The 24,515-nt window shown below is 65.3% G+C and carries 25 protein-coding genes and 1 riboswitch; of the genes, 16 read left to right on the plus strand and 9 right to left on the minus strand.

Annotated elements, in window-relative coordinates; translation table 11 throughout:
- Nucleotides 1-57 precede the first annotated feature (57 nt).
- The 3 genes from RM463_RS01505 to RM463_RS01515 all read left to right on the plus strand — a co-directional run bounded on the left by RM463_RS01505 (nt 58) and on the right by RM463_RS01515 (nt 2,323).
- Nucleotides 58-339 carry a hypothetical protein gene (locus RM463_RS01505; protein WP_195687174.1) on the plus strand — a complete coding sequence of 94 codons (282 nt, stop codon included), beginning with the start codon at nt 58-60 and terminating at the stop codon, nt 337-339.
- A 133-nt stretch (nt 340-472) separates the two neighbouring features.
- Nucleotides 473-1,954, plus strand: coding sequence for a tRNA uracil 4-sulfurtransferase ThiI (thiI, locus tag RM463_RS01510; RefSeq protein WP_195687175.1), 1,482 nt, complete (start codon nt 473-475; stop codon nt 1,952-1,954).
- Nucleotides 1,955-2,119: 165 nt separating this feature from the next.
- Nucleotides 2,120-2,323 (plus strand): hypothetical protein, encoded by a 204-nt coding sequence (locus RM463_RS01515; RefSeq protein ID WP_195687176.1) that lies wholly within the window; start codon nt 2,120-2,122, stop codon nt 2,321-2,323.
- A gap of 87 nt (nt 2,324-2,410) precedes the next feature.
- Here RM463_RS01515 and RM463_RS01520 read toward each other — a convergent pair whose 3' ends face one another.
- Entirely contained in the window at nt 2,411-2,680 is a 270-nt protein-coding gene (locus RM463_RS01520) for a hypothetical protein (protein WP_195687177.1), read from the minus strand.
- 359 nt (nt 2,681-3,039) lie between these two features.
- On the opposite strand from RM463_RS01520, the gene metG reads away from it, so the two are divergent.
- From metG to nth, 3 genes are all read left to right on the plus strand, one after another.
- Nucleotides 3,040-5,076 (plus strand): methionine--tRNA ligase, encoded by a 2,037-nt coding sequence (gene metG / locus RM463_RS01525; RefSeq protein ID WP_311428696.1) that lies wholly within the window; start codon nt 3,040-3,042, stop codon nt 5,074-5,076.
- 6 nt (nt 5,077-5,082) lie between these two features.
- Nucleotides 5,083-5,877, plus strand: a complete 795-nt coding sequence (locus RM463_RS01530; RefSeq protein WP_311428697.1) for an RnfABCDGE type electron transport complex subunit B — start codon at nt 5,083-5,085, stop codon at nt 5,875-5,877.
- 160 nt (nt 5,878-6,037) lie between these two features.
- Complete coding sequence (nth, locus tag RM463_RS01535; protein ID WP_311428698.1) at nt 6,038-6,673, plus strand: endonuclease III; 636 nt, start codon at nt 6,038-6,040, stop codon at nt 6,671-6,673.
- A gap of 38 nt (nt 6,674-6,711) precedes the next feature.
- Here nth and RM463_RS01540 read toward each other — a convergent pair whose 3' ends face one another.
- The 4 genes from RM463_RS01540 to RM463_RS01555 form a co-directional block, all read right to left on the minus strand.
- Entirely contained in the window at nt 6,712-7,719 is a 1,008-nt protein-coding gene (locus tag RM463_RS01540) for an ArsA family ATPase (protein ID WP_311428699.1), read from the minus strand.
- Nucleotides 7,720-7,726: 7 nt separating this feature from the next.
- Nucleotides 7,727-8,032, minus strand: coding sequence for a cory-CC-star protein (locus RM463_RS01545; protein WP_311428700.1), 306 nt, complete (start codon nt 8,030-8,032; stop codon nt 7,727-7,729).
- A 26-nt stretch (nt 8,033-8,058) separates the two neighbouring features.
- Nucleotides 8,059-9,735, minus strand: coding sequence for a carbon starvation protein A (locus RM463_RS01550; RefSeq protein WP_311428701.1), 1,677 nt, complete (start codon nt 9,733-9,735; stop codon nt 8,059-8,061).
- A 160-nt stretch (nt 9,736-9,895) separates the two neighbouring features.
- Nucleotides 9,896-10,576: a glutathione S-transferase gene (locus RM463_RS01555; protein WP_311428702.1), complete on the minus strand. Its 681-nt coding sequence runs from the start codon at nt 10,574-10,576 to the stop codon at nt 9,896-9,898.
- Between the two features lie 325 nt (nt 10,577-10,901).
- Here RM463_RS01555 and RM463_RS01560 point away from each other — a divergent pair, with 325 nt between their 5' ends.
- Genes RM463_RS01560 through RM463_RS01575 form a run of 4 tightly spaced genes read left to right on the plus strand, consistent with a single transcriptional unit; the run spans nt 10,902 to nt 16,322 of the window.
- Entirely contained in the window at nt 10,902-11,273 is a 372-nt protein-coding gene (locus RM463_RS01560; RefSeq protein ID WP_311428703.1) for a response regulator, read from the plus strand.
- Nucleotides 11,273-13,333 (plus strand): exonuclease domain-containing protein, encoded by a 2,061-nt coding sequence (locus RM463_RS01565; protein ID WP_311428704.1) that lies wholly within the window; start codon nt 11,273-11,275, stop codon nt 13,331-13,333. Before RM463_RS01560 ends, RM463_RS01565 begins: the two co-directional genes overlap by 1 nt.
- A 28-nt stretch (nt 13,334-13,361) precedes the next feature.
- Entirely contained in the window at nt 13,362-13,571 is a 210-nt protein-coding gene (locus RM463_RS01570) for a hypothetical protein (protein WP_195687187.1), read from the plus strand.
- Nucleotides 13,572-13,574: 3 nt separating this feature from the next.
- Entirely contained in the window at nt 13,575-16,322 is a 2,748-nt protein-coding gene (locus RM463_RS01575) for a sensor histidine kinase (RefSeq protein WP_311428705.1), read from the plus strand.
- A gap of 198 nt (nt 16,323-16,520) precedes the next feature.
- Here the strand turns inward: RM463_RS01575 and RM463_RS01580 are convergent, their stop codons facing one another.
- From RM463_RS01580 to RM463_RS01590, 3 genes are all read right to left on the minus strand, one after another.
- Nucleotides 16,521-17,648 carry a DUF294 nucleotidyltransferase-like domain-containing protein gene (locus tag RM463_RS01580; RefSeq protein WP_311428706.1) on the minus strand — a complete coding sequence of 376 codons (1,128 nt, stop codon included), beginning with the start codon at nt 17,646-17,648 and terminating at the stop codon, nt 16,521-16,523.
- A 16-nt stretch (nt 17,649-17,664) separates the two neighbouring features.
- Nucleotides 17,665-17,985: an HlyU family transcriptional regulator gene (locus RM463_RS01585; protein WP_195687190.1), complete on the minus strand. Its 321-nt coding sequence runs from the start codon at nt 17,983-17,985 to the stop codon at nt 17,665-17,667.
- 90 nt (nt 17,986-18,075) lie between these two features.
- Nucleotides 18,076-19,296: an argininosuccinate synthase gene (locus RM463_RS01590; protein ID WP_195687191.1), complete on the minus strand. Its 1,221-nt coding sequence runs from the start codon at nt 19,294-19,296 to the stop codon at nt 18,076-18,078.
- 176 nt (nt 19,297-19,472) lie between these two features.
- Here RM463_RS01590 and rnt point away from each other — a divergent pair, with 176 nt between their 5' ends.
- Entirely contained in the window at nt 19,473-20,141 is a 669-nt protein-coding gene (gene rnt, locus RM463_RS01595) for a ribonuclease T (RefSeq protein ID WP_195687192.1), read from the plus strand.
- 89 nt (nt 20,142-20,230) lie between these two features.
- Here rnt and RM463_RS01600 read toward each other — a convergent pair whose 3' ends face one another.
- Nucleotides 20,231-20,575, minus strand: a complete 345-nt coding sequence (locus RM463_RS01600) for a Grx4 family monothiol glutaredoxin (protein WP_195687233.1) — start codon at nt 20,573-20,575, stop codon at nt 20,231-20,233.
- A gap of 164 nt (nt 20,576-20,739) precedes the next feature.
- On the opposite strand from RM463_RS01600, the gene argF reads away from it, so the two are divergent.
- The 5 genes from argF (at nt 20,740) to RM463_RS01625 (ending at nt 24,510) form a co-directional block, all read left to right on the plus strand.
- Complete coding sequence (gene argF / locus RM463_RS01605; protein WP_311428707.1) at nt 20,740-21,666, plus strand: ornithine carbamoyltransferase; 927 nt, start codon at nt 20,740-20,742, stop codon at nt 21,664-21,666.
- 80 nt (nt 21,667-21,746) lie between these two features.
- Entirely contained in the window at nt 21,747-22,052 is a 306-nt protein-coding gene (locus tag RM463_RS01610; RefSeq protein ID WP_195687235.1) for a hypothetical protein, read from the plus strand.
- A 139-nt stretch (nt 22,053-22,191) separates the two neighbouring features.
- Nucleotides 22,192-22,312: riboswitch (TPP riboswitch) on the plus strand.
- A gap of 58 nt (nt 22,313-22,370) precedes the next feature.
- Nucleotides 22,371-23,468, plus strand: coding sequence for a glycine oxidase ThiO (gene thiO, locus RM463_RS01615; protein WP_311428708.1), 1,098 nt, complete (start codon nt 22,371-22,373; stop codon nt 23,466-23,468).
- A complete protein-coding gene (gene thiS, locus RM463_RS01620) occupies nt 23,465-23,692 on the plus strand; it encodes a sulfur carrier protein ThiS (protein WP_311428709.1) in 228 nt (75 codons plus the stop codon). Before thiO ends, thiS begins: the two co-directional genes overlap by 4 nt.
- On the plus strand, nt 23,692-24,510 hold the full coding sequence (locus RM463_RS01625; RefSeq protein ID WP_311428710.1) for a thiazole synthase: 819 nt from the start codon (nt 23,692-23,694) through the stop codon (nt 24,508-24,510). The genes thiS and RM463_RS01625 overlap by 1 nt, the downstream gene beginning before the upstream one ends.
- The last annotated feature ends 5 nt before the right edge of the window (nt 24,511-24,515 follow it).

Here is a 24,515-nt window from a genome sequence, read left to right on the forward strand (position 1 = left end):
CTGCAAACGTGCTATCGTCATGGCATCGACACGGCCGGTTATCACAAGGAGCACGCCATGTCCTCATCGGAAATTCAGAAGACGCGCGTCATCAACGAACTGCAGGGTTTCATAAGGAAGCTTCTGCAGGATCCCAGAATCCTCGACCAGGCGCTGGAGATCGCCCGCCGTCATGTGCCGGAGGGTAATTCTCAGGAGGTCGTGGCGCGCATCGCCAACGAGATCTCGGACACCACCAGCATTCATATTCCGGAGGATCCCGAGGAGCATAGCGAGGCCGACAGGCTCTTCCTCGAGCTGCTGCGTGAGGTCGTCAACGAGGAACAGGCACTCTACTGAGTAACGACCTGCCCTCTTCAAACAAGAACCCCGCGACGCCCGGCACCTGCCGGGCGTTTGCGTGTTCGTGCCCCACGACTCTGTTAGAATAACAACCCATTGATTTGACTAGAGCTATACAGCCCTCACCATCATGTACTACCTCCTCAAGCTAAGCCCCGAGATCACCATCAAGTCGCGCTCCGTTCGTCAGCACATGACCCGCTGTCTCGCCGCCAATGTGCGCAATACTCTGAAGCCTCTGGAGCCCGGTATCGGGGTGCGCGCGGGATGGGACCTGTTGATGGTGTCGGTGCCTGATAGCGCCGACGCGCCGCTGATCGATGAGGTCGAGGCGCGTCTCTGTCGGGTCCCTGGTGCCCAGGAGGTTCAGGAGGTTCGCGAGGTCGACTTCGATGACCTCGATGATATCGCCAATCATGTCGTGCCATGCTGGCAGCCGCGCATCGCCGGCCGGCGCTTTCGTGTCTCGGCCAAACGCCGCGGCCAGCACGACTTCACCTCCTCCGATCTGGAACGCCATCTCGGCGCGGCACTGCTCGCCGCCGCGCCCGATGCCAGGGTCGACCTCAAGCACCCCGAGGTGAATGTGACGGTAGAGGTCATCGAGCAACGACTGCGCCTGATCGATCGTCGCCTGCCGGGACTGGGCGGCTACCCACTCGGCCTGCAGGGCCAGGCCCTGGCGCTGATCTCCGGCGGTTATGACTCACCAGTGGCCGCCTGGCGAATGATCCGCCGCGGCATCAAGACCCACTTTCTGTTCTTCAACCTGGGCGGCCCCGAGCATGAGCGGGGCGTGCGTGAGGTCACCCACCACCTCTGGCAGCGCTACAGCCTGTCGCATCGCGTCAACTTCATCTCGGTTCCTTTCGAGCCGGTGGTCGGCGAGATCCTGCGCAAGGTGCCGGACGGCATGATGGGTGTGGTGCTCAAGCGCATGATGGCACGAGCCGCTTCACGCATCGCCCAGCGTGCCCGCATACCGGCGCTGGTCACCGGCGACGCCATCGCCCAGGTCTCCAGCCAGACCCTGACCAACCTGGCGCTGATCGATGATGCCAGCGATCTGCCGATACTGCGCCCGCTGCTGACCGATGACAAGCAGACCATCATCAACCAGGCGCGAGTGATCGATACCGCCCGCTTCGCCGAGGTGATGCCCGAGTATTGTGGTGTCATCTCGCGACGCCCCAACACCCGTGCCCGTCGCGACCAGATCACCGAGGCCGAGGCCGAGTTCGACTTTGCCATACTGGACGCCGTCATCGAGACCACCGAGACCACCCGTATCGACCGTCTTGGCGAGAACCAGCACGACTCAACTGGCCACAAGGCCGGCGGGGAGGTCCCCGAAGCCCACGCGGGCGAGGATGTCAGCGTTATCGACATTCGCCCCCCGGTAGAGCGCGAGGTGGCCCCGCTCGCCCTGAAGTCGGGCCAGCGCCTCGAGATCCCCTTCTACGAGCTGCAGCAGCGTGCCCCGGAGCTACCCGACGACCGGCACTATTTCCTGTACTGCGAACAGGGCGTGATGAGCCGTATGCAGGCGCTACACCTCCATGACCGAGGCCTCACCCACTTCGGTGTCTATCATGTGTCCGCCAGGCGTTGAGCCTGCGCCGACTTCCCGGGAGTGAGTGTCTACGCTAGCAGGAAGGCCACCTGGCATTGCAGAGGGGGCACCTCAGCCTAGCGGTCATTACCGATGGCGAGCCCCCACACTTCCCGCCACCCACCCCGACATGCCGCTCTACCTGGACCCCCCGGGGCTCAGTTCGTGCTGCAGGAGAATACGCTGCGCATCCTGGTGCCCGCCTGGCGGATCCAGAACGTCCGCGACTTCTCCTTCGATGCCGTGACTGCCTACCTGGAGGTCAACACTTCCGACGACGGCCGACCGATGCTGGGCGTCTACGAAGTGTACGACGTAGCCCCTGGCGATCTCTCCCTGCCCTATCGCTTGAAGGAGAGTGCGCCCTAATCGGCGCTGGACATCGAATCGACGGCCCCGAAACGCCATACCCGGTGTACTGCACCGGGTATGGCGTGGTCGACCGGGGTGCCAACCTCAGTTGCAGGGCACCACGTTGCGTTGGGTGTTCAGGGCCCAGAGCTTCTGGCCGTCCGGCGTCTCGCCTTCCTGGCTCCAGGTTTCGGTAACCTTGACGCAGTAGGAGCCAAGACTCTCGGTGGTCACCTGGGGGTCGGCGGGGCGCTCGTTGCCGATGCGCATGATGTCGGGATTCTCGCTAGTGTAGTTCGGGGCGATGGCCCCTCCTGCGCAACCGGCGAGCAGTGCGACGATGCCCATGAGGGGCAGGATACGGCGAAATGCCATGGATAATACCTCCGAGAAGAACGTTGGGGTCCATCGAAGGTGACGTTAGGCTGATGAGTCCGTCGGCAGGCCACGCCATCCACTGGGCCCCCACCGGCAGAGGGGCAGACTCTACCCGAGTCGTCGGGTCGCGCCAAGCGTCGCCGGTCGGCGACGATGGGTCGGGATCCCCCGGCCGCCGGACATAACGCGACTCACGTCGGTGGCCCTCGATGGCGGGCCACCGGGCAGGTGCAGTCGGGGGCGAAGATGCTACAATCGAGGCCTGATTTCACGGATAGGTCGCATGGCGGCCTCGACTTCGCCCCGGCGTCGAGTCGGCCGCCATGTACCACGCTTACGGGAACCTCTGAGCCACCATGTTGAATACCGCCCCGCGCAAGATACTGGCCACCAGCGCCCTGCCCTACGCCAACGGCGCCATCCACCTGGGCCATCTGCTGGAATACATCCAGACCGACATCTGGGTGCGCTTCCAGAAGAGTCGCGGCCATGAGTGCCACTACGTCTGCGCCGACGACGCCCACGGCACCGCCATCATGCTGCGCGCCGAGCAGGAGGGCATCACTCCCGAGGCGTTGATCGAGCGCGTCAGCCGGGAACACCAGGCGGACTTCGCGACCTTCGGCGTCGCCTTCGACAACTACCACTCGACCCACTCGGAAGAGAACCGCTACTTCAGCGAGCTGATCTACACTCGCCTGCGCGACAAGGGCCATATCGCGACCCGCGACATCGAACAGATGTACGACCCGGTGAAGGGGCTCTTCCTGGCCGACCGCTTCATCAAGGGCACCTGCCCATCGTGCAAGACCGACGACCAGTACGGTGACAACTGCGAGGCGTGCGGGGCCACCTACACCCCGGCGGAGCTGATCGACCCGGTGTCGGCCATCTCCGGTGCCACGCCCGAGGTGCGCAGCTCCACCCACTACTTCTTCAAGCTGCCTGACTTCGCCGACTTCATGCATGGCTGGATCAACGATGGCCATGTCCAGCCCCAGATCCGCAACAAGCTGATGGAGTGGTTCGAGGCCGGATTCAACGAGTGGGATATCTCGCGTGACGCCCCCTACTTCGGCTTCGAGATTCCCGATGCCCCGGGCAAGTACTTCTACGTCTGGCTCGATGCCCCGATCGGCTACCTGGCCAGCTTCAAGAACCTCTGCGACCGCGAGGGCATCGACTTCGACAGCTACTGGAAGAGGGGTAGCGACGCCGAGGTCTACCACTTCATCGGCAAGGATATCGTCTACTTCCACGCCCTTTTCTGGCCCGCCATGCTGCATGGTGCCGACTTCCGCACCCCGACGGCGGTAAACTGCCACGGCTTCGTGACCGTCAACGGCGCCAAGATGTCCAAGTCCCGTGGCACCTTTATCAAGGCCGCCACCTATGCAGACCACCTCAACCCGGAATACCTGCGCTACTACTTCGCCGCCAAGCTCACCTCGAGGGTCGACGACCTCGACCTCAACCTTGAGGACTTCACCGCGCGGGTCAACAGCGACCTGGTAGGCAAGGTCGTCAATATCGCCAGCCGCTGCGCCGGCTTCGTCAAGAAGCTGGGTGGAGGCAAGCTCTCCGCCCACTGCGCCGAGCCCGAGCGCGTCGCCCGCTTCATCAGCGCCGGCGACGAGATCGCCGAGCAGTTCGAGACCCGCGAATTCGGCCGCGCCATGCGCCTGGTAATGGAGCTGGCCGACGAGGCCAACACCTATATCGCCGAGGCGGAGCCCTGGGTACTGGCCAAGCAGGAGGGGCGCGAGCAGGAGGTGCTGGATATCTGCTCGGTCGGTATCAACCTGTTCCGCCAGCTGATGATCTATCTGGCGCCGGTAGTCCCGGCCATGGCCGAGCAGGCCCGTGGCTTCCTCAGGCTCGAGTCGCTGGACTGGCATAGCCGGCACGAGCTGTTGCTCGACCACGAGATTGCCAAGTTCAAGCCGCTGATGACCCGCGTGGAGAAGGACAGAGTCGATGCCATGATCGAGGCATCCAAGGAGGATCTGGTGGAAGAACAGAAGCTCAAGAAGACCCCCAGGGGGCCCCTGACCGAGGAACCGATCGCCGAGGAGATCTCCTTCGACGACTTCATCAAGGTCGACCTGCGTATCGCACGCATCGCCAAGGCGGAGTATGTCGAGGGCGCCGACAAGCTGCTCAAGCTGAGCCTGGATCTGGGCGGCGAGAGCCGTACGGTCTTCTCGGGCATCCGTGCCGCCTATGCCCCCGAGGCACTGGAGGGTCGTCTCACGGTGATGGTCGCCAACCTGGCGCCGCGCAAGATGCGCTTCGGCGTCTCGGAGGGAATGGTGCTGGCCTCGGCCAACGACGAGGGCATCTATCTGCTCTCACCGGACTCCGGCGCCGAGCCCGGTCAACGGGTGACCTGAACCACCGTGAGTCGCCATGACCTGATCGAGGCCATCGATGCCCTGCTGCCCCAGACCCAGTGCGGCAAGTGTGGCTTCGATGGCTGTCTGCCGTATGCCGAGGCGATCGCCGAGGGCGAGCCGATCAATCGCTGCCCCCCGGGCGGCGAGCAGACGCTCGCTCGGCTGGCCACCCTGACCGGCCAGCCCGAGCAGCCGCTGGCGGAACCCGCCCAGCTGCCCCTGGCCGCGGTGATTCGCGAGGCCGAGTGCATCGGCTGCACCAAGTGCATTCAGGCCTGCCCGGTGGATGCCATCCTCGGGGCGGCCAAGCGCATGCACACGGTGATCACCGACGAGTGTACCGGCTGCGAGCTTTGCGTGGCGCCCTGCCCGGTGGACTGCATCGACCTCGTGCCTCACCCCGCCTGGGCGTCTGCCGAAAGCGATACGGAGCGCGACGCTTACCTGGCGCGCCGCGCCGAGCTGGGTCGCCGACGCCACCGCACCAGACAACAGCGCCAGGCCCGGGAGGCCCGCGACAAACGACTCGAGCGCCAGAGGCGGCTGATGCAACAGCGGCGCGGCGCTGCCGGCAAGGAGACTAGCGGCTCACTCGGCGGCGCGGTCATCCAGCGCCAGCGGCAGATGGCCGTCAAGGCCGCCGAGCAGGCCCTGAAGCGAGTGCAGCAGCAGCTGGAGAGCGCTCGCCGCCGCGGCGACGACAAGGCCGAGGCCACTGCCCTGGCCCAGCTGCCCGAAGCCGAGCGGCTGCTTGCCGAGGCCAGAAGCGCGCTAGAGCAGGTAGACTCCACCGAATGATCCGATGACACCTTCCCGACTCACTGCCCGGGGCTGATCCGGCGACAGGCCTGCGAGGAGGCGCTGTGAATACTTCCCTGTACGCTACCGACGCCATCCCTGGCGTAGGACCTCCTCTTCGGCCTGTCCCCGGCGCCCCGAGCTCCTGCCAGGGACTGCCATGAACGCCCAGAAACGCTACGAAATCTTCGCGCGGCTGCGCGAGCACAACCCCCACCCCACCACCGAGCTCCGCTGGGAAACCCCCTTCGAGCTGCTGGCCGCGGTGCTGCTCTCCGCCCAGGCGACCGATGTGGGCGTCAACAAGGCCACCGCGCGGCTCTTCCCGGTAGCCAATACCCCCCAGGCGATCATCGAGCTGGGCCTCGATGGACTCAAGGAACACATCAAGACCATCGGCCTCTACAACACCAAGGCCGTGAATCTGATGAAGACCTGCCATCTGCTGGTGGAGGAGCACGGCGGCGAAGTCCCCGGGACGCGCGCCGCCCTCGAGGCGCTGCCCGGCGTCGGGCGCAAGACCGCCAACGTGATCCTCAACACCGCCTTCGGCCAGCCCACCATCGCCGTGGACACCCATATCTTCCGGGTTTCCAATCGCACCGGCATCGCCAAGGGCAAGGATGTGGTCGAGGTGGAGAAGAAGCTGCTGCGCCACGTGCCCAGGGAGTTCCGGCAGGATGCCCACCACTGGCTGATCCTGCACGGTCGCTATACCTGCATCGCCCGCAAGCCGCGCTGCGGCAGCTGCGTGATCGAGGATCTGTGCGAGTACCAGGAGAAGACCGAACTCTAGCGAAACTCCACGGCTTTATCCTCCTGGCACTCTGGCATCTAGAAGCCTTCCGCCTCGAGACGCTCGGCCAGCTGCTCGAGAATCTCTATGCCCTGCACGTCGGTTGGCAGCCACGGCAGCCGCGGGCGCGGCAGATGCCCCAGCTGCTCGTCGATGCGCCTCAGGTAGGTGGCCTCCTGCTCGCGGCGTGCGTTGAGGAAGTCACCGTCGGCCTCCGGAGGAATCACCCGATTGACGAGCGTGCCCGCCACCGGCACATGGGCCTCCTCCAGGGTGGCCACCGCGCGCGCCGTCTCGAGGATCGGCAGTCGCTCCGGGGTCATCACGAAGAGGAAACCGGTCTCGTCCGGATTCTCGATGCGTCGTCGTGCCTGATGAAACAGCCGCCGTCGTTCCATCAAGGTCCTGGCCACATCGCGCGTCTTCTCATCGAGGTCCGCCAGCCCATCCTCGTGGGGGTCATCGAACGGCGTCGAAACATCCTTGCCGCGCTTGGGCGCCAGATGTGACAACACCTTGCCCAGCTCCTCGGACTTGCGATTATGGGCCAGCAGTCCATCGGTCCAGGCGGCCATCGCCTCGGGCAGCGTCAACAGGCGCAGGGTATGGCCGGTGGGTGCCGTATCGAAGATGACCAGGTCCCACTCCCCCGAATCATCGGTGACCAGGCGCGACAGCCGCTCCAGCAGTGCCGCCTCCTGGGTACCCGGTGACTGCCGGGTCAGGCGCATCTGACGCTCGAGCTCGGCCATCATCTCCGGTGCCGCATAACGGCGCATCTGAGCGGTGACACGGGTCAGGTGGGCCTCCACCTCGGCATCCGGGTCGATCTCCATGGCGTCGAGATTGGGCAGCAGCCGCCGCGGCACATCACTCAGCTCGCGATCGAAAACGTCGCCCAGGCTATGCGCCGGATCGGTGGAGACAACCAGCACCCGCCGCCCACGGCGGGCCGCGAGCACCGCCAGGGCCGCGGCGACGGTCGTCTTGCCGACCCCACCCTTGCCACCCACCCAGAGCAGACGTTTTTCCAGAAGTTCTTTCATTGAACCCTCAACAACATTTGAAGTGGTCGAGTGGCGAGCGCTCCATTCCCATGCGTTGGTGCCATTCGTGGAAGCGCTCCAGCAACAGGGGCTGCAGCTCCAGGGTGTAGTAGGCCGCCGGATTGGGAACTCCCATCATCTCGGAGAACACCAGCAGCATGAACAGGTCGTCCTCGTCTCGGCGGGCGCGGGCAATCGCGCCCCGGTAGCGGGAGGAGTAGACCTCCTCCGCGAAGAAGCGGGCCTGGCTAAGCCAGGCCCGAATCCGTTCGAGACGAGCCGCACGACCCTCCTCCTCATGGTCGTCGCTCATCCTGTGACTCCTAAAAGGTTCACCATTTATTCTTGCTGGGCAGGGGCCTCGCTCTTGATCCGCTTGAGAGCCGACACGCACTCGAGCGAAACCAGAATGGCCGCGACCAGCACCACGATATCCAGCACCAGCAGGAAGTAGTTGCCCTGCTCGAAGAAGCTGCGCAGCTGCAGCAACAGCGCGATGATGGTGACCACCAGAAGAAAGACCAGCGGTGCCAGGGTAAACCACATGGGGCGACCCAGGCGTACCAGCATCACGGTGACCACCAGCAGCGACAGACCGGCCAGCAGCTGGTTGGTGGTGCCGAACAGCGGCCAGATGATCAGCCCGCCGGAGCCATCCGCTCCGCCCGCGCCGAAGGCCAGCAGCAGGCAGCTGCCCACCGCCAGCAGGGTGGCGATCGCCGGCTTCTGCATCCAGCGCTGCTGATAGATCTCGCCCCACTCCTGGAAGATATAGCGCTGCAGGCGCAGGCCGGTATCCATGGTGGTGCCGGCGAACAGTGCCGCCATGACGGTCAGCAGGGTCGCCGCGGTGGCTTCGGGCAGGCCCACGCCATTGGAGATGATAAAGGCTCCCCCCTCGACGAAGGCGTTGACGCCCCCCTGACCGAAGGCGGTGTACATCGCCTCCCAGTCGGCAAAGGTCGCAAAGCCGGCGGTCGCCGCGAGGATGGCGGCCAGCGCCAGCATGCCTTCACCCACGGCCCCGAAGTAGCCGACGAAGCGTGCGTCGGTTTCCTTGTTGAGCTGCTTTGAGGTGGTACCGGACGACACCAGGCCATGGAAGCCGGAGATGGCACCACAGGCGATGGTCACGAACAGCAGCGGAATCAGCGAGGGCGTACCGGCCGGCACATTGTCGTTGAACGCCGGCGCCACCATGCTCGGGTTAAGCAGCAGAATGGCGCCATACAGCACGATCAGACCCACGAACAGCTGCAGGCCATTGATATAGTCCCGCGGCTGCAGCAGCACCCAGACCGGCAGCAGCGAGGCAATCGCGGCATAGCCGAAGAGCAGCAGGATCCAGATGGCGTTGCCGGAGACACCCGCCACTTCCGCCGGCATCTGCAGGGGCACCGAGGGCCCGATGCCGATCAGCGCATAGAGCGCCACCACGCCGACGATGGAGACCATCGGCAGGCTCATCTTGCGGCGATAGATCATCTGACCGATCACCAGCGCCACCAGAATGGCGCCCCACACCGGTACCACGGCACTGGAGAAGTTCATCATCAGGCCGGCAATCACCACGGCGAATACCGCATTGACCATCAGCAGCACCAGGAAGATGACGATCATGAAGATGCTGCGGGCACGCTTGCCCACCACATCACCGGTCAGGGCACCGACCGACTTGGCCCGGTTGCGCACGCTGGCCCAGATCGCTCCCGAGTCGTGAACGCCGGCGAAGAAGATGGTCCCCAGCACGACCCACAGGAAGGCCGGGAGCCAGCCCCAGATCACCGCGATGGCGGGACCCACGATGGGCGCCGCGCCGGCCACGGAGGTGAAGTGGTGGCCCCACAGCACATAGCGGTTGGTGGGCACGAAGTCGATGCCGTCCTCGTATTCGTGGGCCGGCGTCTTGAAGTCGGGGTCGAGTCGATAGATCTTCTCGGCGATGAACTTCGAGTACACGAAGTACCCGGCCGCCATCGCGGCAAGACCCAGGACCATGACGAGAATGGCACTCATGGCACTCTCCTAGCAGTGGACGTGACAGGCAGTTACAAGCTTTGGTTACGGGATGATCTTCGTCTCTTATGTGCGCGACGTCCATATCACGAGCCATCGAAGCCACTCAGGTGCGACGAAAGTGGTACCCACCATCGACACTTCCCGGCCCCTGTCGGCCCTATCCCAGGCCGAACTCGCCGATACGATCCACGGTGCGCCGATAGGCGTCGCGTTCGCGACAGGCATCGAGAAAGTCGACCAGCCGGGGGAACTCGACCAGCCCGCCACGACTTTCCAGCGCCAGCAGGGGAAAGCTCATCTGAATATCGGCGGCACTGAAGGACTCGCCCGCGAACCATGGCCCTCGCGTCACCAGCTCCTCCGTCCAGAACTCTGCAAGGCGCCGGATCTCCGGCCGCAGATACTGCTGCTCCACACCGCGGGCAAAGAGCCGGCCCAGCGGGCGTGCCAGGGTCGGCACCGGCGGCTGCCCGAGCCGCGAAAACACCAGCCGCATGACAAGCGGCGGCATGGCCGAGCCTTCGGCATGGTGCAGCCAGAATCGGTAGCGCTCATGGGCCTCGCTGCCGGGCAACGGGGCCAGCCGGGCCTGTGGATCATGATGCTCGACCAGGTAGTCGATTATCGCACCGGACTCGGCCAGCACCCGTTCGTCGCGGCCCAGATCACGAATCAGTGGCGCCTTGCCCAGCGGGTGAAGCTGACGCAGCGACGCCGGCGCCAGTTGAGTCTCGGGGTCCCGCGAATAGCGGACGACCTCGAAGTCGATACCCAGCTCCTCGAGCAGCCACAGGACCCGTTGCGAGCGAGAGTTCTCCAGATGGTGCAGCTCGATCATGCGCATATCTCCGAATGGAAAGGAAGGAAAACAGGAAGAGAAAAAGACAGTAGGTTTTGCCTGAAAAGTCGGCGAGGGAAAGTTAGACAAGGCAAAAATCGGCGAAAAGACGGCCGGGCTCGCGCACGAGCTTACGGAGTGTAAATGAGTCCTTTGAGTCGATTTTTAACGCCGTATAGCCGAGCGCAGCCAGTTTTCGGACAGAGCCTGAGCCCCACCGTAGCACGCCCCGCCATCGCCGCCTTGTGCCAAGGTCGTCTTTGCCCGGCCATCAACAGCCACATAGACTGATGGCAACAATGATCATAATGACCTGGAGTGCGTCATGGCCAAGGTGTTGGTGGTAGACGATGAGCCGAATATCGTCCTTTCACTGGAGTTTCTGATGCAGCAGGCCGGCTTCGAGGTGGTCACCGCGGAGAGTGGCGAAAACGCCCTGGCGCGGGTCGCGGAGGGGGCGCCGGACCTGGTATTGCTGGATATCAGCCTGCCCGGCATCAGCGGCTTCGATGTTCTCGAGCGCCTGCGTGGCGATCCGGCCCATCGCCGCCTGCCCATCATCATGCTCACCGCCCACGGGCGCGAGGTCGAACGCGAGAAGGGGCTGGCGCTGGGCGCCGATGACTACGTCACCAAGCCCTTCTCGACCCAGGCACTGGTGGAGAAGGTCAAGACCCTGCTCGCCGAGGTGTCCTGATGAGACGTCGGCTATCCGGTCTGCCTCGCCGCCAGCGACTGATCGGCCTGTGGCTGCTGCTCAGCGGCATCAGCATCTTCGGTGGTGCCGTCTTCGCCCTATGGCTCGACACCCTCTTCCAGCCCCGGGGGATCGCCCGCCTGGTCCTGTGGGCGGGCTGCCTCTCGGGTGGCGGCACCATCTTCCTGGTCGGCCTGCTGCTCGAACGCCAGCTGTTCACGCCGCTTCGCCACCTGCAGGTGCAGCTGGCACGCCTGGTGGCCAACCCGGACGCCCGGGACGACTATCCCCCGGAGGGCTGGCTACGCGCTCTTGGCCCCGATCTGGTGCGGGTTCGGGAGGCGTGGCGCAGCGACCGCTCCCGGCTGGCCACCGCCCACGCCGAAGGCGCACGAAGCGCGGCACGGATACGCCAGGAGCTCGAGACCCTGCTGCAGGTGCTCGATACGCCGCTGCTGCTATGCGACCACCACCGTCGCATTCTGCTGTTCAACCAGGCTGCCGAGACGCTGTTCGAGGATCACGCAAGCCTTGGCCTGGGCAAGCGTCTCGAGGCCCTGTTGCCCGCCGTGAGTCTGCAGGATGCCCTGAGCCAGCTGCCGGCCAATGGTGCCCCTCGCGAGGTGCTGGTGCCCAGTGGCGAGCGTTGGCTGCGTGCCACCTTGCGTCGGGTACCCGGCAGCCATGGCGAGACCATGCTGACTCTTATCGACACCACCGCCGCCTGGACCAGCGAGATGGGTGCCCGTGCCGAGCTGCTCGATGGTCTGCCGCGGCTACGTCGCCATGGCGCCAGCCTGACCAGTGCCGCCGACGCCCTCTCTGCCCTGCCCGAAGGCGCCGGCGAGATGCGCCGCCGGCTTGAGCGAGTGATCGCGGAGGAGAGCCAGGCCCTGGGGGAGGATATCGATGGCCTCTCGACCCTGATCGAGCGCATGCAGCAGGAGGGCGAGCGACTGGTCCCCCTGTGGTCAAATGACCTCTGGGCCAGCCTCAACGAACGGCTACCGGCGACACGCCAGCTCACCGCGGTCGGCATGCCGGCCTGGCTGAAGGGCGATGCCAGTGCCCTGCTGGTGCTGCTGGGCTCGCTGCTCGACACCCTGGAGGCAACGCTGGGCGATGTCCCCCTGGAGGGCGAGGTATGCCTGGGCAACAAGCGGACCTACCTCGACCTGATCTGGGAGGGAAAGCCGCTTGCCGAATCACGGCTGGGCGAGTGGCAACAGCAACACCTGGAGGCACTTCCCTTCAATCCTCGGGTGGCCGATGTGCTGCATCAGCACGATAGCGACGTCTGGAGCCTGGCCGATGACGATGGGTGGCATGCTCGGCTGCGCCTGCCCTTTCACGCCGCGGGGCGGGTCGGGGCACCGCGCCAGACGCTTCCGCCACGCCCCGAGTTCCACGACTTCGGCATCGCCGATCTGCCGGCGCCCGATGCGGAGCTGGCCGCCCGACCACTCCGCGCCCTGGAGGTGGTGGCCTTCGATACCGAGACCACCGGCCTGGAGCTGCGCCGCGGCGACACCGTGATCAGCATCGGCGCCTGCCGGGTCGTCAACGCACGACTGCTGGCCAGTGAAACCTTCGACCTCTACGTCGACCCAGGAAAACCGATCCCCCCGGCCAGCACCGCCATTCACGGCATCACCGATGACGCCGTCACCGGCGCCCCACCACTCTCGGTGGCACTGCCTCGCTTCCGCGACTATGTGGGAGACGCCGTGCTGCTGGCCCATAATGCCGCCTTCGATCTACTGGCTCTGCAACCACCCGGGGCCGGCATCGCGCTGGACATGCCGGTACTCGACACCCTGCTGATCTCCCGGGCGCTGGATGCCAGCCTCGATGGCCATGACCTCGACAGCCTGGCCGAACGCTATGACCTCTCCTTCCCCCCGGGCACTCGCCACACCGCCCTGGGCGATGCCCGTGTCACCGCCGAGCTATGGCTGTCGCTGCTGCCCCGTCTGGAGGCCCGCGGCATCGACACCCTCGAGAAGGCCCTGGCCCTGCAGAACAGTGCATTGAGCAAGGAGGACGCCTGCGCCTCATGACGACCACCCCCGATCGGAGCGTCTTGCCATGCTGAGCGTACCGCGGCGCCGCGAGCGTCTGCTGGCATTGATCATCCTGGCCGCACTGCTGTTCACCCCGCCTCTGGTACTGGTGGCGGACCGGGCCATGGCGATCTCCTGGCTGCCGCTCTATCTGTTCATCGCCTGGGGGCTCATCATCGCGCTGACGGCCTGGCTGATGGAGAGCCCGAGTCCTCGCAAGCCACCTGGGGAGTAGATCATGCGCAGCGACATCGTGGTGCTCAGTGTCGCCTTCGGCTACCTGGCACTGCTGTTCCTGATCGCCGCCTGGGGCGATCGACGCGCCGAGCAGGGCCGCTCGATAATCGGCTCGCCCAACGTCTATGCGCTCTCCATCGCCGTCTACTGTACCGCCTGGACCTTCTACGGCAGCGTGGGCCGCGCCGCCCAGTTCGGCCCTAGCTTCCTGCTGATCTACCTTGGGCCGACCCTGGCGATGCTGATGGCCCCCTTCCTGATTCGCAAGATGGTGCGTATCGCCAGCGCTCAACGCATCACCTCGATTGCCGACTTCATCAGTGCCCGCTACGGCAAGAGCTCGGGCCTCGGGGCCCTGGTGGCACTGATCGCCCTGATCGGCATCACGCCCTATATCGCCCTGCAGCTCAAGGCGATCACCGTCACCCACGCGGTGCTGGTGAACTACCCCGATGCCGGCGACCTGCGCCTGGCCGACGAGCCCTTCTGGCTGGACAAGTCGTTCTGGGTAGCGCTGGTGCTGGCCGTCTTCATCATCCTCTTCGGCACCCGCCACCTGGATGCCAGCGAGCGCCACGAGGGCATGGTGGCCGCCATCGCCTTCGAGTCCCTGGTCAAGCTGGTGGCCTTCCTCTCCGTGGGTATCTTCACGGTCTTCGTGCTCTTCCAGGGCCCCGGCGACCTCTTCGCCCGGGTCGCCGCCACGCCCGACCTCGCCAACCGGCTCGGGCTGGATGCCGTCCCGGGCACGAGTACGGCCTGGTTCGGCATGCTGGTGCTGGCCTTCCTGGCATTTCTCACGCTGCCCCGCCAGTTCCAGGTGCTGGTGGTGGAGAACGTCGACGAGCGCCACCTGGCCCGCGCCAGCTGGCTCTTCCCGCTCTATCTGCTGGCCATCAACCTGTTCGTGATCCCCATCGCCATGGCGGGCCTGTTGCTGATGGGGGATGCCGACCCCGACCGCTTCGTGCTCACCCTGCCGCTCTCTGCCGACCTGGAGGGGCTGCCGCTGCTGGTCTTTATCGGTGGCCTATCGGCGGCGACCAGCATGGTCATCGTCGAAACCATCGCGCTCTCCACCATGGTCAGCAACCAGCTGGTCATGCCGCTGCTGCTGCGCACCCGCCACCTGCATCGCAGTGCCAGCGGCGAGCTGGCCGGCTGGCTGCTGGGCATCCGTCGGGTGGCAATCGTGCTGATACTGCTGCTCGGCTACCTCTATCATGCGCTGGTCGGCGACGCCTACAGCCTGGTGACCATCGGCCTGGTCTCCTTCGCCGCGGCCTGCCAGTTCGCCCCCGCCATGCTGATTGGCATGTACTGGCGCGGCGCGCATCACCGTGGCGCCGCCCTTGGGCTGATCGCCGGCACCCTGGTCTGGGCCTGGACCCTGCTGATCCCGGGCTTCGCCCAGTCTGGCTGGCTCGACGCCACCTTCCTCGAGCGGGGGCCCTTCGGCATCAGCTGGCTGCGACCCTATGCACTCTTCGGCCTGGAGGGCTGGGACATCTATACCCACTCGTTGCTGTGGAGCCTCTCCGCCAATCTCGGCCTGCTGGTCGGGGTCTCGCTGTTCAGTCGTCAATCGCCGCTGGAGCAGACTCAGGCGGCGCTGTTTGCCGAGGCCATGCACCCGAATCTGCTGGAGACCTCCCTATGGCACGGCCAGACCACCCGCGGCGAGCTGCGCACCCTGCTCGACCGCTACCTGGGCACGGGGACGACCGCCCGAGTCTTCGCCGATACCGAACCCCACACGAGTGATGCCGAACAGCCGGCCACCCCGGCCCAGATCGCACGCGCCGAACAGGCGCTCTCCGGGGCGCTGGGGAATGCCTCGGCACGGGTGCTGATCAACTCGGTGGTACGCGGTGAAGCACTCGACCTGGAGTCGATCCTCAGCATCCTCGATACCACCTCCGAGACCCTGGAGATCAACCGACGCCTGGAGCAGAAGTCCAGCGAGCTGGCCCAGGCCAGCGAGGAGCTGCGGGCCGCCAACGAGCGTCTGCGCGAGCTCGACCGCCTGAAGGACGAGTTCGTCGCCATGGTCAGCCACGAGTTGCGCACTCCGCTTACCTCGATCCGCGCCTTCGCCGAGATCCTGCGCGACAGCGACAACCTGCCTGAAGAGAAGCGGTTGCACTTCCTCGATGTGGTGGTCAAGGAGAGCCAGCGACTCTCACGGCTGATCGAGGAGATCCTCGACCTGGCACGCCTGGAGAGCGGGCGCCTGACGCTCAACCCTCAACCCCTCGACCTGGTGGCGCTGGTGCGTCACAGCGTGGATGCGGTGCATCATATGCAGGCGGACCGGGGAGTGGCGCTGGAGGTGGTGATCGAGCCGGAGCAGGCCCCGGTCATCGGCGACCCGGATCGCCTGGAGCAGGTGATCATCAACCTGCTCGACAACGCCGGGAAGTTTGCCGACGAGGATGATGCACGAGTACGACTCAGCCTGCTGACACACAAGCGCCACTACCGCCTGATGGTGGAGGACAATGGCCCCGGGATCGGCGAGGAGGAGCGCGAGCGGGTGTTCGAGAAGTTCCACCAGATCCAGCGCGTCGATGCAGCGCCCGACAGGCGTCATGGCCGCCCCCGAGGCAGCGGTCTGGGCCTGCCCATCAGCCGCGGGATCGTGGCCCATCTGGGCGGCCGTCTATGGGTGGAGCAGGCCCCCCATCTCGGAGGGGCCTGCCTGATCATGGAGCTACCCGAAGCGCCGTCGGCTTCGTCGGAAGCGTAAGCTGCAAGCTGCAAGCTGCAAGCTGCAAGCTGCAAGCTGCAAGCTGCAAGCTGCAAGCTGCAAGCTGCAAGCTGCAAGCTGCAAGCTGCAAGCTGCAAGGCAGCTTTCCCCTGCTAACTCTTGATGCCAAGGTTTTTCTTCCAGCTTCAAGCTTAAGCCTGCGGAGCAGGCGCTCTTCCAGCTCCGGGCGAAGCCCGGCTAGCCCCGGCGCGCGCGGCGCTGCAGCGCCCGTATCTGCTGCAGGTCGTGTCGCAGCAGCAACCGCTGGTCCCTGCCGAGGCGTGCCATATCCACCCAGCCGTCGGCAGCACGGCCGGCGCTGAGGTTGTGGCACTGCTCATGGAGCAGCAGTGCCTGCAAGCGCCCATGGGCAGCGGTGAGTTCACGGCAGTTGTCGGCCCCCAGCTTGCCCCTGGCGACCAGCGCAGCGAGCCGCCGCCGGGTATCGGTTTCGCGCACACCGTGCCGCAGCGACATGAGTCTTGCCGCGGCAACCAGTGGCAGGATGGCCTGATGCTTGAGATTGATGGCCCGCTCGTGGGGTGCCCCTTCCAGTGACCCGGCCAACCGGCCGAGGCGATCCAGCGCCACCGGCTGCTCATCGAACAGCGCCCCCATCTCGTCGAGGAAGAGCCCCGCCGCGGGAAGGCGCGCCGCCACCCAGTCGCTCAGCGCCTCGGCGAGGGGCTCGTCACCGAAGACCGGGGTGAAATCGAGCAGGATATTGGCCTGCTGGACGCGCTTGACGCGCCGGTCGGCGCTCCATATCTCGAGCTGGCGCTGCCACTCCGAGAGGCGCTTGCGCCACATCGGCCAGCGCGCCATGACATGACCACTGCACAGCGGAATCCCCGCGCGATCGAGCCGCTCGCTGAAGCGCTCGCCCAGCGACTGGAAATAACCGTCGATCTCGACATGCCGGGCATCCGGATACTCGTCGATGATCATGGCATTGTCCTGATCCGGGGCCAGCAGGCTCTCGTGGCGCCCCCCGGAGCCCAGCACCACGACACAGTATGCCACCGGCGGCGCGCCCCACCCCTGTCCCTTCATCTCGATCTCGGCGAGACGGATGGCACGACGGTAGAGCCAGGCGTTATGGTCGCTGATCAGTTGGGCGATCCGCCAGGCAGGCAGATCGAGACGCCACAGGGCCTCCACGAGGGTGGGCTGCCAGGCGTGGGCGTCGGCCAGGTCGGGATGGGGCCCCAGGTCGACCAGGGCATCGCGCAGGGGCGCGAGAAGATCGGGCAGGCTGGCGGGATCCGGCAGGGTCGCCCCGGCAAACAGATCCCGCCATGGTGAGGCACGATGCAGAAGGCGCACGACTCTCTCGCCAGGACTAGCGAGCGAACATGTCGTCGCCCATCTCGTCGATGAAGCGCTGCGCCTTGCTGACCATCAGCTCGTCGCAGGCCTCGCGGCCGGGCACCATATCAGAGCGTTCGAAGCGGTGCTCGAGCACCTCATCCTCGTCCTCTTCGCCATCCCCGCTCAGCGGCCGACGGATCCAGCCGCTGACGCGGTATTGGCCACCCTCCTGGGCCGGCTCGGAGACAATCAGATAGCCGTTATGCTCCACCGGCTCGGCGGCCGGAGCATGGCCAGGGGAGCCATCGTCATCGCCGGCACCGAACAGTCCCGAGAGAAGCTTCTTGAACATGACAAGCCTCCTACTAGTACCTAGACCTAGCACCCACGATCCTTGCGGAATGCATGCCGGTGGAGCGCCCGCAGGCGCCCCACGGCGGCATCAGTCCTGCTTGCGTCCCTTGCCGGCGGCAATACGCAGGCGCAGGGCATTGAGCTTGATAAAGCCTTCGGCATCCTTCTGGTCGTAGGCGCCGGCATCATCCTCGAAGGTCGCGATGGACTCGTCGAACAGCGACTGATCGGACTGGCGACCGGCGACGATGACGTTGCCCTTGTAGAGCTTGAGGCGAACCACACCCGAGACATTGCGCTGGGTCTCGTCGATGGCGGCCTGCAACATGCGACGCTCCGGGCTCCACCAGTAGCCGTTATAGATGACCTCGGCATACTTGGGCATCAGCTCATCCTTGAGGTGAGCCTCCTCACGATCGAGCGTCAGCGACTCGATGGCGCGGTGCGCCTTGAGCATGATGGTGCCCCCGGGCGTCTCGTAGCAGCCACGAGACTTCATGCCGACATAGCGGTTCTCGACGATATCGAGACGGCCGATGCCGTTGTCACCGCCCATCTTGTTGAGCTTCTCGAGCACCTCATGGGGCTTCATCGGCACCCCATCGATGGCCACGATATCGCCCTTGTCATAGGTAAGCTCGACGTAGGTGGGCTCGTCCGGGGCGGCCTCCGGCGAGACGCTCCAGCGCCACATGTCCTCCTCGGCCTCGGCCCAGGGATCCTCGAGGATGCCCCCCTCGTAGGAGATATGCAGCAGGTTGGCGTCCATGGAGTAGGGCGACTTCTTCTTCTGGCCGGCGAAGTCCACCGGGATGTCGTGCTGCTGGCAGTAGGCCATCAGCTTCTCGCGGGAGTTCAGGTCCCACTCACGCCAGGGCGCAATCACCTTGACGCCCGGCTTCAGCGCATAGGCGCCGAGCTCGAAGCGCACCTGGTCATTGCCCTTGCCGGTGGCGCCGTGGGAGATGGCGTCGGCGCCGGTCTGGTTGGCGATCTCGATCAGGCGGCGAGCGATCAGCGGGCGCGCAATGGAGGTGCCGAGCAGGTACTCGCCCTCGTAGATCGTATTGGCACGGAACATCGGATAGACGTAGTCGCGCACGAACTCCTCGCGAAGATCCTCGATGTAGATCTCCTTGACGCCCAGTGCCTGCGCCTTGGCACGCGCCGGCTCCACCTCCTCGCCCTGACCGATGTCAGCGGTGAAGGTCACCACCTCGCAGTTGTAGGTTTCCTGCAACCACTTGACGATTACGGAGGTGTCCAGGCCGCCGGAGTAGGCCAGCACCACCTTCTTGACATCGGACATTCGAGGAGCTCCTTTCTGATGAATACGAGAGACCTGCCAGTATAGCGCGCCAGCATGGCCTCGAATACCGCCCATCCACGGGACCTCACGGGAGCGAGCTGCTAGACTGCGCGGACTCGAGCCGGGCCGCGGCCAGCCTGCCCGTGACATCAATGCCAAACACGAAGGAGAGGTGCATGAGCGAGGCGATCGCCCGCGACCTGATGGCACAGCGATTCCGCAGCTACCTGCCGGTGGTGGTCGACATGGAAACCGGCGGCTTCGATTCCGAGCGCAATGCGATCCTCGAGATCGCCGCGGTCACCCTGACCATGAACGCCGAGGGTTACCTGCTCCCCGAGTCGACCTATGCCTTCCACGTGGAGCCCTTTGCGGGTGCCAGCATCGAGCAATCGGCACTGGACTTCACCGGCATCCGGCTCGACGACCCCCTGCGTCGCCAGGTGGCGGTCAACGAGACCGAGGCGCTCAACGAGATCTTTCGTCCCATACGCAAGTCGATCAAGGCCCATGGCTGCACCCGCGCCATCCTGGTCGGCCACAACTCGGCGTTCGATCACGGCTTCCTCAACGCCGCGGTGAACCGTTCCGGCATCAAGCGCAACCCCTTCCACCCCTTCTCCAGTTTCGATACCGCCTCCCTGGCCGGCCTGATGTACGGCCAGACGGTACTGGCCCGGGCCTGCCGAGCCGCCGGCATCGAATTCAACAACAGCGAGGCACACTCGGCTCGTTATGATACCGAGCGCACCGCCGAGTTGTTCTGCGCCATGGTCAATCGCTACAAGGAGATCGGCGGCTGGGCCCAGACCCAGCGCGAACAGGGAATGGAAGAGGCGCCATAGGCTGGAAAGCAGCATAAGCCCGCCCCATAGCAAACACCCCCGCAGCCATGCTGCAGGGGTGTTTTTCTTCAGGCTTCTAGCTTATCGCTTCAGGCTTCCGGCTGGTCGTCCTTGTGCTTGGCGGCCGTTTCCTTGATCAGCGTTTCGAGCTCACCGTTCTGGTGCATCTCCATCACGATGTCGCAGCCGCCGACCAGTTCGCCCTCGACCCACAGCTGCGGGAAGGTGGGCCAGTTGGCGTACTTGGGCAGCTCGGTCCGAATATCCGGGTTATCCAGAATATTGACGAAGGCAAAGCGCTCGCCACAGGCCATCAGCGCCTGCACCGTCTGGGCGGAGAAGCCGCACTGGGGCAGCTGCGGGGTGCCCTTCATGTAGATCAGGATCGGGTTTTCGCCGATCTGGCGCTGGATGTTCTCGAGGGTGGTGCTCATGGCGTCTCCCTATGGGTGTAGCGGACAACAGAGGTCGCGAATGCCGGTACGATCAATACCTGATCCCGGCGGTAGGTCTTGGTGACAGCCATTCTACTGATCCACAACGCGTTGCGCATCCCCCGGCGGCTGGCTAGGATGAGCGCTTTTGCGAGGAGCACCGCATGGCCACTCGGCACTTCCTGACCCTGATGGATGCCAGCCCCGAAGAGCTGAGCAACATGATTCAGCGCGCCATCACCATAAAGAACGCGCTCAAGGCGGAGGGGCCCAACTACACTCCCTTCCCGAATCACACCATGGCGATGATCTTCGAGAAGTCCTCGACCCGCACCCGGGTCTCCTTCGAGACCGCCATGGCACACTTCGGCGGCCATGCGCTGTTCCTCTCTCCCCGCGACACCCAGCTCGGCCGGGGCGAGCCCATCGGCGACACCGCCCGCGTGCTCTCCGAGATGGTCGATATCGTGATGATCCGCACCTTCTCCCACGCCGGACTCGAGGCGTTCGCCGAGGCCAGCAGCGTGCCGGTGATCAACGCGCTGACCGACGACTACCATCCGTGTCAGCTGCTCGCCGATGTGATGACCTGGACCGAGCTACGCGGCAGCGTAAAGGGCAAGACCGCGGTATGGATCGGCGACGGCAACAACATGTGCCACTCCTGGATCAATGCGGCCCGCCAGTTCGACTTCCAGCTGCGCATCTGCTGCCCAGAAGGCTATGAGCCGCGCCAGGATATCCTCGAGGCCGCCGGCGATCGCGTCACCCTGCTGCGCGACCCCGCCGAGGCCGTGACCGGCGCCGATCTGGTAACGACCGATGTCTGGGCCTCCATGGGACAGGAGGAGGAGCAGGCCAAGCGTGAGGCGGCCTTCGCCGGTCTGCAGGTCACCGAATCACTGCTCGATCGCGCTCACCAGGACGTGCTGTTCCTGCACTGCCTGCCGGCTCATCGCGGCGAGGAGATCAGCGAGACCCTGCTCGACGACCCGAGGGCCGTGGTCTGGCAGGAGGCAGGCAATCGTCTGCATGCCCAGAAGGCACTGATCGAGTTCCTGCTCCTCGGCGAGGTCCACGACGCGCCGTAACCCCACTACTAGACCTTGGTCTTATTCGACCAAGGTTGTATACTGCGCCGCAGCACTTTCCACCAAGGAAGACGCGGCGCATGACTACCTCTTCGATCGACACCTTCGGGATGCAGCGCAGCCTGCGCCAATGCCTCGCCAACATGGCCGCCCTGCTCTATCGCCAGGGCCACGTGCTCGAAACCGTCACCGTCCCCCATCGTGGCCTCGACCCCACTGCGCTGGAAACGCTGGAGAGCGACAGCCACGAATGGTCGGTCTGTCAGCGCATACTCGAGTCCAGCGAGGCCGCTACCTGGAACGACCAGCGCCGCTTCGTGCTGACCGGCATGGGGCGCGAACTGCTCTTCGACATGTTCGGAGAGGGCGCCGCCGACTGCGCCTGAACCCAGCCTGACCCGCAACACCTCTCCTCGGCGGAGCACAGTCGCCGCCAGGGCCATGCCCCGGAGAGGCGCGATGAACATCAATGACCAAGGCCCGCCGACGCTCGATTGCGTCGGCGGGCCTTCTTGGTTATGTTGGCAGCTCTTGTCGGGGCGCCCCTCTCACCGTCATGCGGTATCAAGGGGCTGAGATCGGTACGGCCGAACCCGTTGAACCTGATCAGGTTGATGCCTGCGGAGGGAACAAGCTCGTGCCCCAGCCCGCCCCTACCCTGCATCCAGTCTGATCTCCACACCGCCAACCGCCGGATGCACCTCATGAACGCCACCCCACAACGCCGCATCGCCATCGCCGGCGCCGGCCTGCTCGGCCGGCTGACAGCCTGGCGCCTGCTGTGCGACGGCCATGCCGTCAGCCTCTACGATGCAGGCGACCTGGATACGCCGCCCGCCGCTGCCTGGACCGCCGCCGGCATGGTCGCTCCCCTGGCCGAAACGGTTGTCAGCGAGCACAGTGTCTATGAGATGGGGCAGATGGCTCTCGATCGCTGGCCCACCTGGTTAGAGGAGCTGCAGGCGCCCGGGCTATGGCATCAACACGGCAGCCTGGTGGTTGCCCATCCCCAGGATGGCAACGAGCTGATCCAGTTCCGCCGCGACCTTGCCGATACCTTGGGGGAAGGCGCCCTCTATCAGGAACTGGATGGCAGCGCCATCCATCATCTGGAGCCCGATCTGACCCGCTTTCGCCACGGTCTGTTTCTTGCCGATGAAGCACACCTGGATAACCGCGAGCTGCTGACAGGGTTGCTGGGGGCGATTCGTGAGCTGGGCGGCGAGTGCCATGCCCATACGCCGGTGGAAGTGCATCCCGGCGAAGTGGCCACCCCGGCGGGAAGACACCGCTTCGACCTGGTGATCGACTGCCGTGGCCATGGCGCCAAGCCCAACCACCCCACCCTGCGCGGCGTGCGCGGCGAAACACTGCATGTGACGACCAGCGAGATCACGCTGACGCGGCCGGTGCGCCTGATGCACCCGCGCTACCAGCTCTATGTGGTCCCCAAGCCCAATGGGCGCTTCGTGATCGGCGCCACCTCCATCGAAAGCGAGGATCGCTCACCGATATCGCTGCAGTCTTCGCTGGAGCTCTCCAGCGCCCTCTATACCCTGTCACCGGCCTTCGCCGAGGCGCGCATCCTCGAACAGGGCGTCAACCTGCGCCCCGCCTTCCGCAACAACCTGCCCCGGGTTACCCTAAGTGATGGGCTGATCAGCGCCAATGGACTGTTTCGCCACGGTTATCTGCTTGCCCCGGCAGTGGTGGAGCATCTGCTGAGCGAGATCCGGGGCCAAGGTGACAAGCCCTTCGCCGACCTACTGGACGGCCCCGTCCCACAGGAGACCCTATCGTGAAAGCGAGTGACCCCATGCATGAGATCACCCTGAGCCTCAACGGCGAGCCCGCTCGGCTCCCCGAAGGCACCCCCCTGGCGCAGGCCCTGGAGGCGTGGGGCTATGGCGAGCGTCGCGTTGCCGTGGCCATCAACGATGCCTTCGCGCCGCGCTCCACCTGGTCCGAGCGCACCCTCGGCGAGGATGATCGTATCGATATCGTGGCCCCGGTAGGAGGCGGCTGATGCACACCCACTCAACCCATGACGATGCGCTGGTGCTCTATGAAGAGTGCTTCAGCAGCCGTTTCCTGCTTGGCACGGCCCTCTACCCGTCGCCACAGGTGATGCAGGAGGCCATCGAGGCCGCCGACTGCGCCATGCTGACCCTGGGGCTGCGTCGCCAGAACCCCGGCGGCGGCGACGCCGGTGGCGACGGCGATGCCTTCTGGCAGATCCTGCGAGAAAGCGGCTGCCAGCTGCTGCCCAACACCGCCGGCTGTCGCTCTGCCCGGGAAGCCATCACGCTCGCCGAGATGTCCCGGGAACTCTTCGACACACCCTGGATCAAGGTCGAGGTCATCGGCGACGACTACAACCTTCAGCCCGACCCCTTCGGCCTGCTGGAAGCCGTTCGGGAACTGATCGAGCAGGGCTTCAAGGTGCTGCCCTACTGCACCGACGACCTGGTGCTCTGTCAGCGTCTCCAGGAGGCGGGCTGCCAGGCGCTGATGCCCTGGGGGGCACCGATCGGGACCGGGCGCGGCCTGATGAACCGTTACGCCCTGCGCACCCTGCGCGAGCGTATCGACGTGCCGATGATCATCGACGCCGGCCTCGGGGCGCCTTCCCAGGCCGCGGAAGCCATGGAGATGGGCTTCGATGGCGTGCTGCTCAACACCGCCGTGGCCAAGGCTCGTCGCCCGGCACAGATGTCGGCCGCCTTCGCCCGCGCCATCGAGGCGGGTCGCGAGGCCTATCTCGCCGGCCTGATGGAGCGACGCCAGACCGCCAGCCCCAGCACGCCGACCCTGGGCCAGCCCTTCTGGCACGCCACCCCCTGACACGA

This window comes from Halomonas sp. LES1, from assembly GCF_031846005.1.
In the GTDB taxonomy this organism is placed as follows: Bacteria; Pseudomonadota; Gammaproteobacteria; order Pseudomonadales; family Halomonadaceae; genus Halomonas.

Bases quoted from the DNA above. Each gene is read 5' to 3' on its own strand.
- RM463_RS01505 (WP_195687174.1), top strand. From the start codon at position 58: ATGTCCTCATCGGAAATTCAGAAGACGCGCGTCATCAACGAACTGCAG.
- thiI (WP_195687175.1), top strand. From the start codon at position 473: ATGTACTACCTCCTCAAGCTAAGCCCCGAGATCACCATCAAGTCGCGC.
- RM463_RS01520 (WP_195687177.1), bottom strand. From the start codon at position 2,680: ATGGCATTTCGCCGTATCCTGCCCCTCATGGGCATCGTCGCACTGCTC.
- metG (WP_311428696.1), top strand. From the start codon at position 3,040: ATGTTGAATACCGCCCCGCGCAAGATACTGGCCACCAGCGCCCTGCCC.
- nth (WP_311428698.1), top strand. From the start codon at position 6,038: ATGAACGCCCAGAAACGCTACGAAATCTTCGCGCGGCTGCGCGAGCAC.
- RM463_RS01540 (WP_311428699.1), bottom strand. From the start codon at position 7,719: ATGAAAGAACTTCTGGAAAAACGTCTGCTCTGGGTGGGTGGCAAGGGT.
- RM463_RS01545 (WP_311428700.1), bottom strand. From the start codon at position 8,032: ATGAGCGACGACCATGAGGAGGAGGGTCGTGCGGCTCGTCTCGAACGG.
- RM463_RS01550 (WP_311428701.1), bottom strand. From the start codon at position 9,735: ATGAGTGCCATTCTCGTCATGGTCCTGGGTCTTGCCGCGATGGCGGCC.
- RM463_RS01555 (WP_311428702.1), bottom strand. From the start codon at position 10,576: ATGATCGAGCTGCACCATCTGGAGAACTCTCGCTCGCAACGGGTCCTG.
- RM463_RS01560 (WP_311428703.1), top strand. From the start codon at position 10,902: ATGGCCAAGGTGTTGGTGGTAGACGATGAGCCGAATATCGTCCTTTCA.
- RM463_RS01565 (WP_311428704.1), top strand. From the start codon at position 11,273: ATGAGACGTCGGCTATCCGGTCTGCCTCGCCGCCAGCGACTGATCGGC.
- RM463_RS01570 (WP_195687187.1), top strand. From the start codon at position 13,362: ATGCTGAGCGTACCGCGGCGCCGCGAGCGTCTGCTGGCATTGATCATC.
- RM463_RS01575 (WP_311428705.1), top strand. From the start codon at position 13,575: ATGCGCAGCGACATCGTGGTGCTCAGTGTCGCCTTCGGCTACCTGGCA.
- RM463_RS01585 (WP_195687190.1), bottom strand. From the start codon at position 17,985: ATGTTCAAGAAGCTTCTCTCGGGACTGTTCGGTGCCGGCGATGACGAT.
- RM463_RS01590 (WP_195687191.1), bottom strand. From the start codon at position 19,296: ATGTCCGATGTCAAGAAGGTGGTGCTGGCCTACTCCGGCGGCCTGGAC.
- rnt (WP_195687192.1), top strand. From the start codon at position 19,473: ATGAGCGAGGCGATCGCCCGCGACCTGATGGCACAGCGATTCCGCAGC.
- RM463_RS01600 (WP_195687233.1), bottom strand. From the start codon at position 20,575: ATGAGCACCACCCTCGAGAACATCCAGCGCCAGATCGGCGAAAACCCG.
- argF (WP_311428707.1), top strand. From the start codon at position 20,740: ATGGCCACTCGGCACTTCCTGACCCTGATGGATGCCAGCCCCGAAGAG.
- RM463_RS01610 (WP_195687235.1), top strand. From the start codon at position 21,747: ATGACTACCTCTTCGATCGACACCTTCGGGATGCAGCGCAGCCTGCGC.
- thiO (WP_311428708.1), top strand. From the start codon at position 22,371: ATGAACGCCACCCCACAACGCCGCATCGCCATCGCCGGCGCCGGCCTG.
- RM463_RS01625 (WP_311428710.1), top strand. From the start codon at position 23,692: ATGCACACCCACTCAACCCATGACGATGCGCTGGTGCTCTATGAAGAG.